This is a genomic window from Serratia sp. YWN4 (genome assembly GCF_055790845.1).
In genome coordinates this window covers 3620664-3636337 of record NZ_CM147696.1, presented here as the reverse complement: position 1 = coordinate 3636337, position 15674 = coordinate 3620664, and the positions used below count along the sequence as shown (strand labels likewise).

General features: G+C 54.0%; 16 protein-coding genes, 1 tRNA gene and 1 pseudogene. 10 read left to right on the top strand and 8 right to left on the bottom strand.

Annotated features, from left to right (window positions below):
* Positions 1 to 37: 37 nt before the first annotated feature.
* The 7 genes and pseudogenes from ACX9GT_RS17110 to ACX9GT_RS17080 form a co-directional block, all read right to left on the bottom strand.
* The gene (locus ACX9GT_RS17110) at positions 38 to 2722 is read right to left on the bottom strand and encodes a hybrid sensor histidine kinase/response regulator (RefSeq protein ID WP_473187895.1); all 2685 of its coding nucleotides are present in this window, start codon (positions 2720 to 2722) and stop codon (positions 38 to 40) included.
* A complete protein-coding gene (locus ACX9GT_RS17105) occupies positions 2712 to 3164 on the bottom strand; it encodes a Globin (protein WP_473187894.1) in 453 nt (150 codons plus the stop codon). The genes ACX9GT_RS17110 and ACX9GT_RS17105 overlap by 11 nt, the downstream gene beginning before the upstream one ends.
* A gap of 342 nt (positions 3165 to 3506) precedes the next feature.
* Entirely contained in the window at positions 3507 to 4736 is a 1230-nt protein-coding gene (gene alr, locus ACX9GT_RS17100; RefSeq protein WP_473187893.1) for an alanine racemase, read from the bottom strand.
* A 238-nt stretch (positions 4737 to 4974) separates the two neighbouring features.
* On the bottom strand, positions 4975 to 5580 hold the full coding sequence (locus ACX9GT_RS17095; RefSeq protein ID WP_473187892.1) for a class I SAM-dependent DNA methyltransferase: 606 nt from the start codon (positions 5578 to 5580) through the stop codon (positions 4975 to 4977).
* Positions 5581 to 5616: 36 nt separating this feature from the next.
* Positions 5617 to 5928, bottom strand: a complete 312-nt coding sequence (locus tag ACX9GT_RS17090) for a DUF2913 family protein (RefSeq protein ID WP_473187891.1) — start codon at positions 5926 to 5928, stop codon at positions 5617 to 5619.
* A gap of 102 nt (positions 5929 to 6030) precedes the next feature.
* Positions 6031 to 6225: pseudogene (gene tssD, locus ACX9GT_RS17085) on the bottom strand (type VI secretion system tube protein TssD); the annotation flags it as partial.
* Positions 6226 to 6547: 322 nt separating this feature from the next.
* Positions 6548 to 7105, bottom strand: a complete 558-nt coding sequence (locus ACX9GT_RS17080; protein ID WP_473187890.1) for a hypothetical protein — start codon at positions 7103 to 7105, stop codon at positions 6548 to 6550.
* Between the two features lie 130 nt (positions 7106 to 7235).
* On the opposite strand from ACX9GT_RS17080, the gene ACX9GT_RS17075 reads away from it, so the two are divergent.
* The gene (locus ACX9GT_RS17075) at positions 7236 to 8126 is read left to right on the top strand and encodes a LysR substrate-binding domain-containing protein (protein WP_473187889.1); all 891 of its coding nucleotides are present in this window, start codon (positions 7236 to 7238) and stop codon (positions 8124 to 8126) included.
* Positions 8127 to 8144: 18 nt separating this feature from the next.
* On the opposite strand, the gene ACX9GT_RS17070 is transcribed toward ACX9GT_RS17075, so the two are convergent.
* Positions 8145 to 8219, bottom strand: a tRNA-Arg gene (locus tag ACX9GT_RS17070).
* A gap of 416 nt (positions 8220 to 8635) precedes the next feature.
* On the opposite strand from ACX9GT_RS17070, the gene ccmA reads away from it, so the two are divergent.
* The 9 genes from ccmA (at position 8636) to ccmI (ending at position 15670) form a co-directional block, all read left to right on the top strand.
* Positions 8636 to 9268: a cytochrome c biogenesis heme-transporting ATPase CcmA gene (gene ccmA, locus ACX9GT_RS17065; protein WP_473187888.1), complete on the top strand. Its 633-nt coding sequence runs from the start codon at positions 8636 to 8638 to the stop codon at positions 9266 to 9268.
* On the top strand, positions 9268 to 9927 hold the full coding sequence (ccmB, locus tag ACX9GT_RS17060; protein ID WP_473187887.1) for a heme exporter protein CcmB: 660 nt from the start codon (positions 9268 to 9270) through the stop codon (positions 9925 to 9927). Before ccmA ends, ccmB begins: the two co-directional genes overlap by 1 nt.
* A gap of 82 nt (positions 9928 to 10009) precedes the next feature.
* Positions 10010 to 10747 (top strand): heme ABC transporter permease, encoded by a 738-nt coding sequence (locus ACX9GT_RS17055; protein WP_473187886.1) that lies wholly within the window; start codon positions 10010 to 10012, stop codon positions 10745 to 10747.
* A complete protein-coding gene (ccmD, locus tag ACX9GT_RS17050) occupies positions 10744 to 10992 on the top strand; it encodes a heme exporter protein CcmD (RefSeq protein WP_473187885.1) in 249 nt (82 codons plus the stop codon). The genes ACX9GT_RS17055 and ccmD overlap by 4 nt, the downstream gene beginning before the upstream one ends.
* A complete protein-coding gene (ccmE, locus tag ACX9GT_RS17045; protein ID WP_473187884.1) occupies positions 10989 to 11483 on the top strand; it encodes a cytochrome c maturation protein CcmE in 495 nt (164 codons plus the stop codon). The genes ccmD and ccmE overlap by 4 nt, the downstream gene beginning before the upstream one ends.
* Entirely contained in the window at positions 11480 to 13450 is a 1971-nt protein-coding gene (locus tag ACX9GT_RS17040) for a heme lyase CcmF/NrfE family subunit (RefSeq protein WP_473187883.1), read from the top strand. The genes ccmE and ACX9GT_RS17040 overlap by 4 nt, the downstream gene beginning before the upstream one ends.
* Positions 13447 to 13998, top strand: coding sequence for a DsbE family thiol:disulfide interchange protein (locus tag ACX9GT_RS17035; RefSeq protein WP_473187882.1), 552 nt, complete (start codon positions 13447 to 13449; stop codon positions 13996 to 13998). The genes ACX9GT_RS17040 and ACX9GT_RS17035 overlap by 4 nt, the downstream gene beginning before the upstream one ends.
* On the top strand, positions 13995 to 14462 hold the full coding sequence (locus ACX9GT_RS17030) for a cytochrome c-type biogenesis protein (protein ID WP_473187881.1): 468 nt from the start codon (positions 13995 to 13997) through the stop codon (positions 14460 to 14462). Before ACX9GT_RS17035 ends, ACX9GT_RS17030 begins: the two co-directional genes overlap by 4 nt.
* Positions 14462 to 15670: a c-type cytochrome biogenesis protein CcmI gene (ccmI, locus tag ACX9GT_RS17025; protein ID WP_473187880.1), complete on the top strand. Its 1209-nt coding sequence runs from the start codon at positions 14462 to 14464 to the stop codon at positions 15668 to 15670. The genes ACX9GT_RS17030 and ccmI overlap by 1 nt, the downstream gene beginning before the upstream one ends.
* Positions 15671 to 15674 lie beyond the last annotated feature (4 nt).

Below are 15674 nucleotides of genomic sequence, written 5' to 3'. Positions count from 1 at the left end.
GGGTTCAATCCACATCAGGAGCAGAATCTTAGAGTGCCTATCTGGCTGCGGCAAGCGCGGTTTGTAACTGTTTGCACAGTGGCTCCAGGCCATCGTTTTGCGCCATAATGCCGGGCAGATTGCCTGCCATGGCGGCCTGTTCTATCTGGATGAGTCTGTTTTCCAGCGGGGCGCAAGCAAAGTGCAGGCATTCGCCTTTTAGCTGATGGGCGCTGCGCCGGATCGCATCAAAATCCCGTTTCTCCAGAGCGGCATGGAGTGAAGCCAACAACGCAGGCAACTCTTCGATAAATATCGTCACCAACTCGTTAAATAGCGTCTTATCGTCGCTCAACTGCGCCAAGGCTTGTGAGTAATCAAAGAGGGGCGCTTCTGGCTCGGCTTGCTGGAGGTTGTAGACGCGCTGAATTTCTGCTCCCAGGCTTTCCAGCAAAATGGGTTTACTGATGTAACCGTCGAATCCGTGGGTTAAACACATTTCCCGATCGCCTTTCATGGCGTGCGCGGTCATGGCGATGATCGGCTGATGTTTGCCCGGCTGCTGTTTTTCCTGAGCACGAATATGCTGCACGGCCTCAATCCCGTCCATTTCCGGCATTTGCAGATCCATCAGAACCACATCGTATTGATCCTGTTCTAACTTTTGCAGCGCCAGTTTACCGTTACCCACCACCTCAGAGGTATGGCCCAGTTTACGGATGAAATTGATCGCCAACTGCTGATTGATCAGATTATCTTCGGCCACCAAGATGCGATAGCCGTTATTTACCTGCGGCACCGACTCGCTGATAACGGGCAGAATTGTGTTGGCATCTTCGGGGATCAGCGTGCGTATGATGGTTTCTTGCAACTCAGCGGTATCGATGGGTTTGGTCAGAAAGCCTGATACACCGACTTTTTTCAGTACGGCGGTGTCTATCCGGTTACCCATGGAACTGAGCATGATCAATTTGCACTGGCGCAGGCTGGGCGTAGACATAATCTCCAGCGACAGCGCCATTCCATCCATCTCTGGCATTTGTGAATCCAGCAGAATCAACGGAAAACGCTGGCCGCTGTTCAACACCTCTAACGCCGCCTTGCCCGAATTCACGGTGTGCGGCTTGAACCCCATGTTGCGCAGCATATCGAACAGCAACCGCAGGTTGGTTTCATTATCATCCACCACCAAAACCGGCATACCGACCAGCGCCTTGGGTAATGGGATGACTATGCGTGCCGGGCTGGCGTCAGCATTGGCCTTGGCGGGCAGGGAAAAATAGAAACAGCTGCCATGCCCTGGCTGGCTGGAAACCTGCAATTTGCCCCCCATCATCGCCACCAGGCGGGCAGAAATGGTCAGCCCCAGCCCGGTTCCGCCGTATTTACGCGTCGTCGAACTGTCTGCCTGGCTGAAAGATTCGAAAATAATCGCCTGTTTGTCTTCGGCAATCCCAATGCCGGTATCGGTAATACTGAATGTCAGCATGCCCGGTGGCGACAGGGAAGGGGTGATACGCAGCACCACTTCGCCGTCTTGGGTGAATTTAAGCGCATTGCCAATCAGGTTGGTCAGGATCTGCCGCAGGCGCAGCGCATCGCTGTAGAGCGTGGTCGGGACATCGGGGTGGATATCGACGATCAGCTCAGGGCCCTTTTCGGCGAACTTGGACATCAGCGGCCGGGTGATCTCATGGATCAAGCTGCGCAGCGTGAAGTTCTCCGGCTCCAGAACGATTTTCCCCGCCTCGATTTTTGAAAAATCCAAGATGTCATCGATGATCTTCAGCAAAGCGCGGGCGGACGAGTACACCATGTTGATGTAGTCCCGCTGCTCTTTGTTGAGGTTAGTCTCCAGGCACAGCTGAGTCATCCCCAGGATCCCGTTCATCGGCGTGCGGATCTCATGGCTCATATTGGCAAGGAACTCACTCTTGGCCTGATTGGCCGCACGGGCAAGCTCAACGGATTGGCGTGACGAAAACTCGGCCTCTTTGCGCTCCGTGACATCCTGCAATGTGCCGATGGCCCGCTGCACTTCACCTTGTATACTCAGGCTGATGATTTGCCCCTGAATCAATACCCAGCGGTAGTCGCCACCCCGATGTTTAATGCGAACCTCACAGTCAAACACCGGCAAAACCGCGTTATTGGCCTGATGCAGACTGTCGAGCAACAGCGGTAAATCTTCGGGATGCAGTGCCTGTTGCCACAACGCAGAGGTAAATTGATTATTTTCACGGCCAACCCCGAGCAGCAATAACAGCGCATCGTTAACCTGCAACCGATCCTGGGTGCATTCCCAATCCCAAATCCCAATATGGGAGGTTTCTGCCGCCAGAATGAAGTTATTGTGCAGTATCTGCCCGGAATGGGTGATTTCGGCATAATGGGTGATGTCGGTGTGCAGGCTGACAATGCCGCCACCCGGTATCCGGTGATGTTGCACATACAGCGTGCGTTCCAGCAGGTTACGGATTTCGTAATGGCCATCCTGCCGGTAGTTATTGAGCACTGCTTCAATCAGTTGGGGATTTTGCAGCAGGAGCGAAGAGGCATTGCTGGTATTGAGAACGCTTTCGATCACTTCTTGCAGTGAAATGCCTAGCTGAAGTTGCCCCTCTAATCCAGGGTAATACTCCGTCACTTTGCTATTCCAGTAGCACAGACGCTCTTCTTCGTCATAAATCAGCAGCGCAGCCTGAGTGGTATCCAAGGCAGGGAATAAAAGGTTATTTTCCATCGTGCGCCTCTTTGCTGACGTCATGATGCAACTCTGCCTGGCGGCGCATGAACTCTAGCCCTGGGGCCATAAAAATCGCCCAGGCGGTGAGCACCTCTTCATCACACTGTGGATCCAGATCGCGTACGGTCTGCAATACCGCACGGCGCCAGTAGGCAAACACCGAGGCGGGCAGGTTGAGGCCATGCTCGTTTTGCTCACGGGTCACGTGTTCCAGGTAGTCGGAGACAATGTAGCTGGTGGCAACGGACAGCATATAGAAGAATGATTTGTAGATTATTTTCTGCTGTTCCTGATGAGCTTGCGGGCTCGGCAGAACATTAAGTGCCTGGGTGCTTTCAATAAACAGCGCATAGAAATGGGAGAAAAAGGCATCTCCTTGATCCGCCGAGGTAATTCGGTCATAGCTGTCATTGAACAACACTTCATAATTTGTGCTCATATCATTTTCCTTGAACCTCGGGGAGGCGTGCTCTTTCCTGCGGCAGGTCATGATTTGGCCAATTAAGGCTATCCTTCACCTGCGTGGAGCTTTGACTCAGGCGATCGACATACGGATCATCATAGGGATGAATAATAAAAATGCACCAGACACTCCTTTACGGGCAAGAGGTAATGTTGTTTTTCTTAAAAGAGTCTAGCTGACAGCAAGGGATGCGCAAGGCGGCGAGAGGAATGAAAACCACATATTATTCATTGTATTAATAAGAGCTATCCGCATGCTAATGCATTGAGTAGGGGGATTTTTCTGGCAACGGCTAACGCCGCTGCCAGATTGCTCAGGTTAATCCACCAAAACACGTTTATTGGTTGCTCCCCAGAGGATCGACATTTCTGTAAACAGCGCGCCGCTGATCTCTTCGACTTCTTCGGCGGTCACTTCCGCTTTGCCCTGTTTGCCAAAGAACACCACTTCATCACCAGGGCTGATATTTTTCAGATCGGTGACATCGACCATCACGGTATTCATTGAGGTTTTACCCACAATCGGCACCCGTTGCCCCTGAATCAGCACATGACCTGCGTTGCTGAATACCCGGCGATAGCCATCGGCATAACCTATCGGGATATTCGCCAGCACCGAGTCACGTTTTAATGTGTAAGTGCGATCGTAACCCACGGTATTGCCTTGCGGATAATGATTCAGCGCGGCAATGGAAGACTTGAAGGTCATTACGCGCCGGTATTCCGTACTGGCGATGGTGTCGCCATAAAATACCCCGCCGACGCGCACCATATCGAGCCAGGATTCTGGCACGGTCAGCGTGGCGAAAGTGTTGGCGACGTGTAGCGTGACCTCATTACGCTTGAGCCCGGTAATATCCAGCACCTGTTGTGATTGCACTTTGAAACGGGCGAGGTCTTTCCTGACCGCATTCGCATCTTCTTCTGGATAATGCGACATGATGCCAACAATTTTCAGATGGCTTAATTCAGAGATCGCCTTGGCCTCTTGCAGACCGGCCGCATTGCCGACCTCTAACCCGTTGCGGGACATGCCGCCGGAGTTGAGTGCCAAATGGATGCGCAGCGTTTTCCCCTGCTGGGTGGCAATGGCATCCAAGCGTTTGGCCATCTCCAGATTACCGATCAGCTCTTCAGCATCGTAATCCGTTGCCTGGCGCATCTCCTGCTCGGTGGCATTGCGCACGCGCATTAAGCGCCCGGTAAAACCGAGTTCGCGAACGGTTTTTAACTCCTGATTGCTGGCTACGCCGATGCACTGAACGTTGTTTTTCAGCATCACCGGGGTTACCAGCGAGAGATCGTGTCCGTAGGCATCCCCTTTCAGAATGGCGCAGAGGGTGGATTTATTCCCCAGCAGTTGCTGAATTTTTTGCGTGTTGTATTCCAGCGCGCTGCGCGAAATCTCAATCCTGGCGTTATCCACCACCGCCGGTTGGCTTTTGGCCGTAACGGATAATGGACTGGTAGCAGTGACGCTGGCAGGTTGATGGCAGGCGGTGATAACCAGCAGAGGTATTAACGCTAAATGACGTAAATGCAGTGACATGCTAACTCCTTAGCAAAATAAAACGTAAATCCCTGGGACTGAATCAGTTTTTTAGACTTCACTGATGGTTGTTGTTATGCCGACGGGGTTGTGGTGAGGTGTCGGCTTGGTGCAATAAACGCTAGAAGGCTGGTGTTGTCAATGGGTTCTTTGCGGGCAAGAAGGGGAGGTAGTATTTTGATTGTAAAGAGTTTTTTATCAATGCAATTCTCTCAGTTGGTGGAGCGTAGACTCCGCCTTATCTTCTTTTCGCCAACCAAACCGTATGCCCTGAACATTGGGGATCTTCCATCACCATGCCGATAACCTCAAAGCCACTCGCATTCAGCAGTGTGCGGTACTCCTCCGGTGCAAGGCTTGCATGGAACAGCGGTTCACCTTCAAATTGCCCGATGGCGACGCTATTACTGGGGCCGCTGGTAAAGATCAGCGCGCTGCCCGGATGGCTGTGCTGTGCAAATATTGGGAACATCTTCTGTTGGCCCTGCTGGGTTAAATGGAAAAAACTGTCCCACGCAATCAGGCCATCAAAGGTTTCGCCAAGCGTTAATTCGCGCATATCCTGCTCTAGCCAACGCTGCTCGGGAAAATGCTCGCGAGCACGTTCCAGCATCGCGGTTGCGCCATCGATGCCGGTGAGATGAAAACCCTGCTGAATGAAATACCCGGCAATCGGCCGACCATTACCACAACCGATATCAAGAATGTGCCCTTTCTTGCCGATCGCGGTAATGAACTTATCCAGCCAGCTTTTTTCAAACAGTGTGCGTGAGCGCTGGCAGGCAAAAGCATCAGCATGGCGTTGGTAGATGGAAAGAATGTTTTTTGCCGCAGAATTGTTCACAATTTACTCGCCATTTATCCGGGTATTATTGAGGAATTAATAGGTTAAGTTAAAAATCATACACGTGGGCTTCAGTATCCATTCTTTTTGCGATACCAGCTCGTTATTCCAGCCCATGGTCTTCAGGGTTGTAAGGAAATAGGTCAGTCTGAATAAATCGCTTTGCTGTGCCAGCACGCCGCTGGTGGCACGATACAAGTAATCCCGCTTGTGGCCTAGTTTGGCGGCAAAACCGTGCTTTTTGCCCTGCAACAATAGCCAGGCGATGTCTGAGGCCATGCACTTGGGGAAACGTTTCTGCTTTTGGGCGGTGGCACTCAGAAACAGGTGCTGTTGCAGTTCAGACAACGCTCAGCCTTTCTGCTGGGCCAGACGTAGCGCAACCAGACCACACCAAGCAGAGCGCCGAGCGAGATAAGCAGGAGATATTTAATGTACAGAGAGACAATAAATAGTAGCCAACTGAGTAAACTCAGCTTTGGTCGGATCCTGACAATGCGGCATCTTGCAATCAACATCAATAATGGTGGCATCTTCCAGTTTGGTGGTGAAGAAGTGCTCCTGTTTACCTTCAATCGAAGTGCGATACCATTTCAACTCAACCGTTGGCAGCATTTCCCCAGACGCTAATGCGTTATAACGTAGGGATTTCCAACAGGTGATGTTGAGGGGGTTGGACGACCTAGTGGGATGGAGCCGATGGTAACACAGCCGTCGGAATAATCAGGTGACAAAACTTACCCGGCAGAGGGTTGAGTTTCCACCACTAGGTTGATCGAGGCTCAATCGGCGGAAATCACGTAAAGTGAGGTTACTAGACAGTTGACTGCTTAGTGGTAGGACGCTGAAACATATACAAACTAATCTGCCTTTTTAGTCGTAGAAATGCTCAATAAAATACTGGCAAAAAGAGAAAAACCTATCCTGAATCGCTGTTTGCAACAGCCCCCCTCAACAGGTTTTTTGCTCATGCAACATCACACTCCGCGATTCGCGCAGCCAACGCGCCCAATAAAACCAGGTCGATCAACAGTGCGATAGCGAAGTCTGGCGATGCATGAGATTGGATCAGCAATATCCCCGCCAAAGTCGTGGCTATGCTCGCCAACAAGGCAGCACCGGTGCCGATACTGATGTTGGCCAGCGGCTGCAACAATGCTGTCGTTGTCTGGTTAGCACTGCCCAACCCAATGCCACCAATGACGATTCCCGGCAGCATAACAAGCCAATCATTGCGACCGACCAGTATCAACAGCAGCAATCCCACAGCAGAAAGCACCAGACTCTGCCATAACGCGGCTAGGGTTCTTTGTTTCTCCTCCGCCAACGTACGCATCAACGCTACTCCGCTGGCAAAGGCTAACAACAATGCCAGCAACAGCGTGATGATGGCCTCCGGCCTTCCCCACCAAACTTTAAACAGCACAACACCTACCGATATCAACACGCTAAACACGATGCTCCGAGCGATCGCCCCCGGTTGCCTAACCGCGCATGCGGTGCTCCTTTCTTCTGGTGATCTCATAACGACTCCTGGCACTGAAGCAGATTGATGAAAAAATCTCACCCCTATTAATCGAATACGATCACACTATCCTAGGTGTATACTCATGAAAAACTCATAGTTTTCACCTTTAGATGAGAATAACTCAGCCATGAAAAAAGCACATCTACCACCGTTAGGCACTTTGCGCGCCTTTCATGCTGTTGCCAGCTGTAGCAGTTTTAAAAGGGCCAGCGAGGAACTCAGCGTCAGTGCAACGGCGATTAGCCATCAGATAAAATTGCTGGAGTCGATACTGGAATGTCAGGTCTGCGAACGCAGTGCACGAGGGGTTAGCCTGACCGAGGCTGGCGAGATTTTATATACTGGCACGCAGCGCGCCTTTGCGGCTCTGGAGCAAGCCGCCGAGAGAATTAAGCACTCCCGCCAGCCCCCGGCTCTGACGGTCACCACCACCTCCAATTTTCTTACTAATTGGCTGGTGCCGCGCTTGGCCGATTTCAAGGCAGCATTTCCGGCCATTGAGCTGCGTTTGCATACCAGCGTAGAGAGAGTTGATTTAACGCAGCACAGCGTAGATGCTGGCATTCGCTATCGGGAAATGCCGGAGCAAACATTACACTCGACCTTATTGTACGAGGATCGTTTTATCGTGGTAGCCAGCCCGGCGTTGATGCTGACGAAAATCGACGATTTGCGTGCGCTCACGTTGTTTCATGTTGAAAACCGGCTCGTACCTGCGAATACCCCGAGCTGGAAAAACTGGCAACGGAGCTATGGGCCACAGGATCTGAATATTGCTTCAGGGCTGACTTTCAGCGATGAAATGCATGCACTGCAAGCGGCGATTGCGGGACAAGGTGTGGTCATCGCCAGCCAGTTGCTGGTACGAGACTTGCTACAACGCGGCGTGCTACGTGCACCGTTCGAGATGTCATTGCCCGGTGCCAACTATTACCTGGTCACTACGCAGGAAACTGCACAGCGCCCCGATATCATCGCGTTGCGCGATTGGCTGTTAAGGAAAATAACGCCAAGCTAATGAACATAGATAATAAGGTGGTGCCCCCGACTGGAATCGAACCAGTAACTAGCCCTTAGGAGGGGCTTGTTATATCCGTTTAACTACGGGGACGTTGCGGCAAGGGCTTCTGCCTTAACTCCGGGCATTATACCTTTTTTTACTCGCAGAATAAGCGCTTAGCGGTGCGTTTGCTTATTCCCTCACCAATATGCGGTGAATTTCATCTGATGCGCGGTTTTACCTCACATTTTTTGCCGTTTACCCGCCTTTTTCTGCGTATCTAGCGGCCGGTTTTGTCTCGGTTGCCCATATCAGTAAGGATCTGCTTGGCTTAACCGCCCTCTGCACCGCCCATTTTCCCTGTTTAAAAAATAGTGAAATCTTCACGCGGCCAACTTTTCCTACGCAATCTTGATCTGGTGCGCAATATTACCCCTAATGGAGTAGATTCGTGGCCGGGTGCGGGCTACGAGCCCCTTAGCGCTTATGTTATGATTTGGCATCCCAAGGAAAAATACGAGTTCCCCATGCTGGAAGCCAAAGACCTGAGTTGTCTCCGCGACGAACGCACTCTGTTTAGCGGGTTAAGCTTTTCGGTGAATCCGGGCGATATCATTCAGGTTGAAGGGGCGAATGGCGCGGGTAAAACCAGCTTGCTGCGCATTCTGGCAGGTTTGGCGCAACCGGATGCTGGCGAAGTGCTGTGGCATGGCAAAAATACGTTACGCCATCGCGAGCAATATCATCAGGACTTGCTGTTTCTCGGCCATCAGCCGGGGATTAAATCGATGCTGACCCCGTTTGAAAATCTGCAATTTTATCAGGCAGTGCGGCAGGTAGCCGATCGCCAGGCGATTTGGCAGGCATTGGAGCAGGTTGGGTTAGTGGGCTATGAAGATTTGCCGGTAGCGCAACTTTCTGCTGGCCAACAGCGGCGCGTGGCGCTGGCGCGGTTATGGCTCAGCAGTAGCCCGTTGTGGATCCTCGACGAGCCGCTGACGGCGATAGATAAACAGGGCGTGGTTGAGCTGACGGCGCTGTTTGAACAGCATGCGCACAGCGGTGGTTTGGTGTTGCTAACCACGCATCAGGATTTAACGGGTACCCAACGGGCGGTAGGGAAGATTCGCCTGGTAGCTAACAGCACGGAGGTTGCCTGATGTTTTTCACCATTCTGCGCCGGGAACTGAAGATCGCCTTTCGTAAAGGCTCTGAGATCGTTAACCCGCTGTGGTTCTTCCTGATCGTCATCACGCTATTCCCGTTGGGCATTGGCCCAGAGCCGCAATTGCTGGCGCGCATTGCGCCGGGGATTATCTGGGTTGCGGCGCTGCTGGCCTCGCTGCTGGCGCTGGAGCGTCTGTTCCGTGACGATTTCCTTGATGGTTCGCTGGAGCAGCTATTGCTGTTGCCAACGCCGCTGCCGATGACGGTGCTAGGTAAAGTTTGTGCGCACTGGATCGTCACCGGGCTGCCGCTGTTGATCCTGTCGCCGCTGGCGGCATTGCTTCTGTCGCTGGATGTTCCGACCTGGATCGCGATGGCGCTCACTCTGCTGCTGGGAACGCCGACGCTGAGCCTGATCGGTGCGATCGGTGTGGCGCTGACCGTCGGGCTGCGCAAAGGTGGCGTATTGCTGAGTTTGCTGGTGCTGCCGCTGTATATCCCGGTGTTGATCTTCGCTACGGCGGCCATCGATGCGGCATCGATGGGTATGCCGATCGACGGTTATCTGGCGATCTTGGGGGCGATGCTGGCAGGCAGCGTGACGCTGGCACCGTTCGCTACTGCGGCAGCGTTGCGGGTGAGCGTGCATTAGCGCGCTATCCGCACAAAAAATTTGCGTCATTCCTCTAGAGAGTGGCCTTCGAATGAACCTTTGACCTTGAGCGATAACGACAATGTGGAAATGGTTACATCAATTTGCCCGGCCCGAACGGTTGTACCATGTCTGTGGCCGCTGGGCTCCCTGGCTGGGGATCGCCGGGGCTGTCTGCCTGCTGGTGGGTTGGATCTGGGGCTTTGGCTTTGCGCCGAAAGATTATCAACAGGGTGACAGCTTCCGCATCATGTATATCCATGTGCCAGCGGCGATATGGTCGATGGGGATCTACGCCTCGATGGCCATCGCCGCCTTTATCGGCCTGGTCTGGCAGATGAAAATGTCAGATACCGTAGTGGCTGCTATGGCACCGGTTGGGGCGGTATTCACCTTTATTGCGCTGGCTACCGGTTCCGCCTGGGGTAAACCCATGTGGGGCACCTGGTGGGTGTGGGATGCGCGCTTAACCTCAGAACTGGTGCTGTTATTCCTCTATATGGGCATTATTGCGCTGTATAACGCTTTTGACGATCGCCGCCTGGCTGGGCGAGCGGCCGGGATCCTGGTGTTGGTGGGCGTCGTCAACATTCCGATCATCCATTTTTCTGTTGAATGGTGGAATACCCTGCATCAGGGCTCGACCAATATGCAGCAGAGCATCGCGCCCAGCATGCGCACGCCGCTGCGTTGGGCGATCCTCGGTTATCTGCTGTTCTTTATCACGCTGACGTTAATGCGCTTGCGCAACCTGATCCTGAATCAGGAAAGTCAGCGCCCGTGGGTGGCCGAACTGGTCAATAAGGAGCGCCAATCATGAATGCTGCATTCGATTCCTGGCAGGCATTCTTTGCCATGGGGGGATACGCTTTTTACGTCTGGCTGGCGGTGGCTGCCACGTTGCTTTCGCTGCTGGGGCTGCTGGTGCATACCCTCTGGCAGCGTAAACAGTTGCTGAATGAGGTCGGCCGTCGTCAGGCACGCGAACGGCGTATTCGCCAGTCACAGCAGTCAAAACAACCAACAGCCGTGCAGTCTGCGGATCAACGGGGGAAATCACTGTGAATCCACGTCGTAAGAGCCGCCTTTATCTGGCCATTGTGGTGTTGATTGGCGTGGTGCTGACTTCCACGCTGGTGCTGTATGCGCTGCGTTCCAATATCGATCTGTTTTATACCCCAGGCGAAATTCTGCAAGGCAAAGGTGAGAAGCATGAAAAGCCTGAGATCGGGCAACGTTTGCGTATTGGCGGCATGGTGATGCCGGGCTCGGTGAAGCGCGATCAGCAAAGCTTGCAGGTGAGCTTTAAAGTGTACGACGCCCGTGGGGCGATCGACGTCACCTATGACGGCATTCTGCCGGATCTGTTCCGTGAGGGGCAGGGCGTGGTGGCGCAGGGCGTGCTGGGTGAAGGGAACGTGGTTAACGCCCGCGAAGTGCTGGCCAAGCACGATGAGAAATACACGCCGCCGGAAGTGGCGGAGGCGATGAAAGACAATCACCAACGCCCGGCAGAGGCCTATGTCACTCCGCAGGCTGGGAGCAGCAAGTCATGATGCCTGAAGTCGGGAGTTTTCTGCTGTGTCTGGCGCTGGCGATTTCGCTGTTGCTGAGCATTTATCCGCAATGGGGCGCGGCGCGCCTGGATCAACGCCTGATGGCGGCCGCCCGTCCGCTGACCTATGGCATGTTTGCTGCCATTACGCTGGCATTTTTCTGCCTGGTGCATGCGTTTGTCACCAATGATTTTACCGTGGCCTACGTGGCCGCCAACTCCAATACGCAACTGCCGGTGTATTACCGTATCGCCGCCACCTGGGGCGCCCATGAAGGGTCGTTACTGCTGTGGGTACTGTTGCTGAGCTGTTGGTCGCTGGCGGTAGCCCTGTTTAGCCGCGCGATGCCGCAAGATGCGGTGGCGCGGGTGCTGTCGGTGATGGGGATGATTACCGCCGGTTTTCTGCTGTTTATCATCATGACTTCCAACCCGTTTACCCGCACTTTGCCGAGCTTCCCGATTGACGGCAGCGATCTCAACCCGCTGTTGCAGGATATCGGGCTGATCTTCCACCCGCCGCTGCTGTATATGGGCTACGTTGGTTTCTCGGTGGCTTTTGCCTTTGCCATTGCTTCGCTGATGGCCGGGCGGCTCGATACCGCCTGGGCGCGCTGGTCCCGTCCGTGGACCATGGCGGCCTGGGTGTTTCTGACCATGGGCATCGTGTTGGGTTCAGCCTGGGCTTACTATGAGCTGGGCTGGGGCGGCTGGTGGTTCTGGGATCCGGTGGAAAATGCGTCCTTTATGCCGTGGCTGGCGGGAACCGCGCTGATCCACTCGTTGGCGGTGACCGAGAAACGCGGCACCTTCAAAGCCTGGACGGTATTGCTGGCGATTACGGCTTTCTCGCTGTGCCTGCTAGGCACCTTCCTGGTGCGTTCCGGCGTGCTGGTTTCCGTCCATTCGTTTGCCTCCGATCCGGCTCGCGGCATGTTTATTCTCGCCTATCTGGTGTTGGTGATCGGTGGTTCGCTGCTGCTGTATGCGGTGAAGGGCGGGCAGGTGCGCAGCCGGGTGCAGCACGAAACCTTCTCGCGAGAAACCTTCCTGCTGGGCAATAACCTGCTGCTGATCGCCGCTATGCTGGTGGTGTTGCTGGGTACGCTGTTGCCGCTGGTGCATAAGCAACTGGGGCTGGGCAGTATTTCCATCGGCGAGCCGTTCTTCAATACCATGTTCACCTGGCTGATGGCCCCGCTGGCGCTGCTGTTGGGGATTGGGCCGCTGGTACGCTGGCGTCGTGACGAACCCAGCAAACTCTGGCGTCGCCTGAGTGTCGCGTTGGTGGTGACCTTGCTGCTGTCGATGCTGTTGCCTTGGCTGCTGCAAGATAGCATTGCTGGCATGACGGTAGTCGGGCTGATGATGGCGGTATGGGTGATCGTGCTGACGTTGATGGAGCTGCATGAGCGCGCCACTCATCGCCATGGTTTCTGGCAGGGCTTGACACAGCTTTCCCGCAGCCATTGGGGCATGGTGTTAGGCCACTTGGGCGTGGCGGTAACGGTCATTGGCATCGCTTTCAGCCAGAATTACAGCGTGGAGCGCGATGTGCGCATGAAGGCCGGTGATAGTGTGGAAATTCATGATTATCGCTTCACCTTCCGCGACGTTCACGACATTCGTGGTTCGAACTATACCGGCGGCGTCGGGATTATTGACGTGACGCGCAACGGCAAGCCAGAGGCCACATTGCATGCCGAAAAACGCTACTACAACATAGCGCGCAGCATGATGACCGAGGCGGCCATCGACGGTGGCCTGACGCGCGATCTGTATGCCGCTCTGGGTGAAGAGTTGGAAGAGGGTGCATGGGCGGTGCGGCTGTACTACAAACCTTTTGTCCGCTGGATCTGGTTCGGTGGCGTGTTTATGGCGCTGGGTGGCGTGCTGTGTATTCTCGATCCGCGTTACCGCATGAGCAAAAAACTTAAACGTGAAGCCAAATTGGGGGAACAGGCATGAGACGTAATCTGTTGTTTATTCCGTTAATCTTGTTCCTGCTGTTGGTGGCGGCATTGCTGGTGCAACTGACGCGTAACGCCGGGGGGGAAGATCCAACCATGCTGGAATCCGCATTGATCGGCAAACCGGTGCCGACTTTTAAGCTGGAGTCGCTGGAACAGCCTGGCAAAACCTTCGATCAGGCGGTGCTGCGTAACGGTAAACCGATGCTGCTCAACGTTTGGGCGACCTGGTGCCCCACCTGCCGTGCTGAGCATCAATACCTCAATACGCTGGCCGCTCAAGGAGTTCGCGTCGTTGGGCTGAACTACAAAGACGATCGGGCTAAAGCGATCACCTGGCTTAATCAGTTGGGTAATCCTTATGCCCTCAGTTTGTTCGACGGCGATGGCATGCTGGGGCTGGATCTTGGTGTTTATGGTGCGCCGGAAACTTTCCTGATCGACGGTGACGGCATTATCCGTTATCGCCACGCCGGGGACATGAATGAACGTGTCTGGCAGCAGGAAGTTTTGCCGCTGTACCGCAAATACGGGGGTGATGCATGAGGCTGATGACGCTGATGTTGGCTGCATTGCTGAGTTGGAGCGCGGCGGCGGCGATCGACACCTATCAATTCAATTCGGTTGAGCAGGAGCAGCAATACCGCGAACTGACCGAACAACTACGCTGCCCTAAATGCCAGAACAACAGCATTGCCGATTCCAACGCTATCATCGCGGCGGATATGCGCACCAAAGTGTACGAACTGATGATGCAGGGGCAAAACAAGCAGCAGGTGGTTGATTATATGGTGGCGCGCTACGGCAATTTTGTTACCTATGAACCGCCGGTAACTCCCGCCACGCTGATCCTATGGGTTGGGCCGTTGCTGTTTGTGCTGATCGGTGGGGCGGTGGTGTTATTGCGTACCCGCCATTGCCGGGCGAGTACGGGTCATGAAGATTTCTCCGAACAGGAGCAGCAGCGCTTGGCCGCGTTGCTGAAAGAGACTGAGAGGAAGAAACCCTAATGGCTTTTTGGCTGATGGTTATTGTGCTGTTGATTGGGGCTGCCGCTTTGCTGGTGGTTCCCGCGCTGCGCCAGAGTAAAGAGAATACGGCGACCAGCCGTGATGCGTTGAACAAGGCATTGTATCAGGATCGCCTCAGCGAGTTGGAGCAGGATGAACAGCAGGGCGTAGTGGCAGAACGTCCTGAAATGGTCAAGGAACTGCAACAGAACCTGTTGAATGATATCCCTGGGCAGCAGGAAGGGCGGGCGCGGCCCATCAACCGTTGGGCGTTGGTGCCCGGTGTGCTGGTGGTGGTGGTAGCCGTTGGGTTTTATCTGAAAACCGGCGGGTTGGCTCAGGTTCAGGCTTGGCATCAGGTAGAATCGCAGATGCCTGAACTGCGTAAACGCGTGGCTGATGAGCGTGCTCAACCGCTAACCCAAGAAGAGATTGCCCGCCTTGGGCTGGGGTTACGCACCGCGTTGCAGGATGATGACAGGAATATTAACGACTGGATGATGCTGGGCCGCGTCGGGATGGCGCTCAACAATGCCACCACCGCGACGCAGGCTTTCGCCCATGCCTATCGCCTGGAGCCGAATAACATGGATGTGCGCCTCGGCTATGCCGAAGTGTTGACGCGCTCCAACGATCCGCAAGATAATCAGCAAGCTAACGATTTGCTGCGCAAAATGGCGGCTGAAGATCATACTAATCTTCGGGTGTTCAGCCTGCTGGCGTTTAATGCGTTTGAGCAGGGGGATTATCAACAGGCAATCGGTGCCTGGCAGGTAATGCTGAAGTTATTACCGGCTGGCGATCCGCGTAGCGAAGTGATCAAGCGCAGCATTGAACAAGCAAAAGTACAGGCAGGAGAAGAAACTGTTAAACTTGTAGTTAATGTCACACTGTCGCCAGAAGCGGCAAAAGCATTACCGCAACAAGGAACGCTGATCGTTTCGGTTACTGATGGTGCTAGCCCAGTGCCGGTCGCTGTTAAACAATTGCCTTTGAGCCGTTTTCCGCTGTCATTTTCTGTCGATGACAGCAACGCTATGATGCCTGAACGCCTGCTTTCGGCACTGCATCAGGTGAAGATACGTATTCGTCTTTCACAAGATGGCCTGGTTACCCCACAGCCGGGTGATTGGTTTGGTGAAAGTGCGTTGCAGAAATTCAGCGGCAAAGAGCAGGTTAGCGTTCAGATAGACAAACAGGTTCCCTGATAAC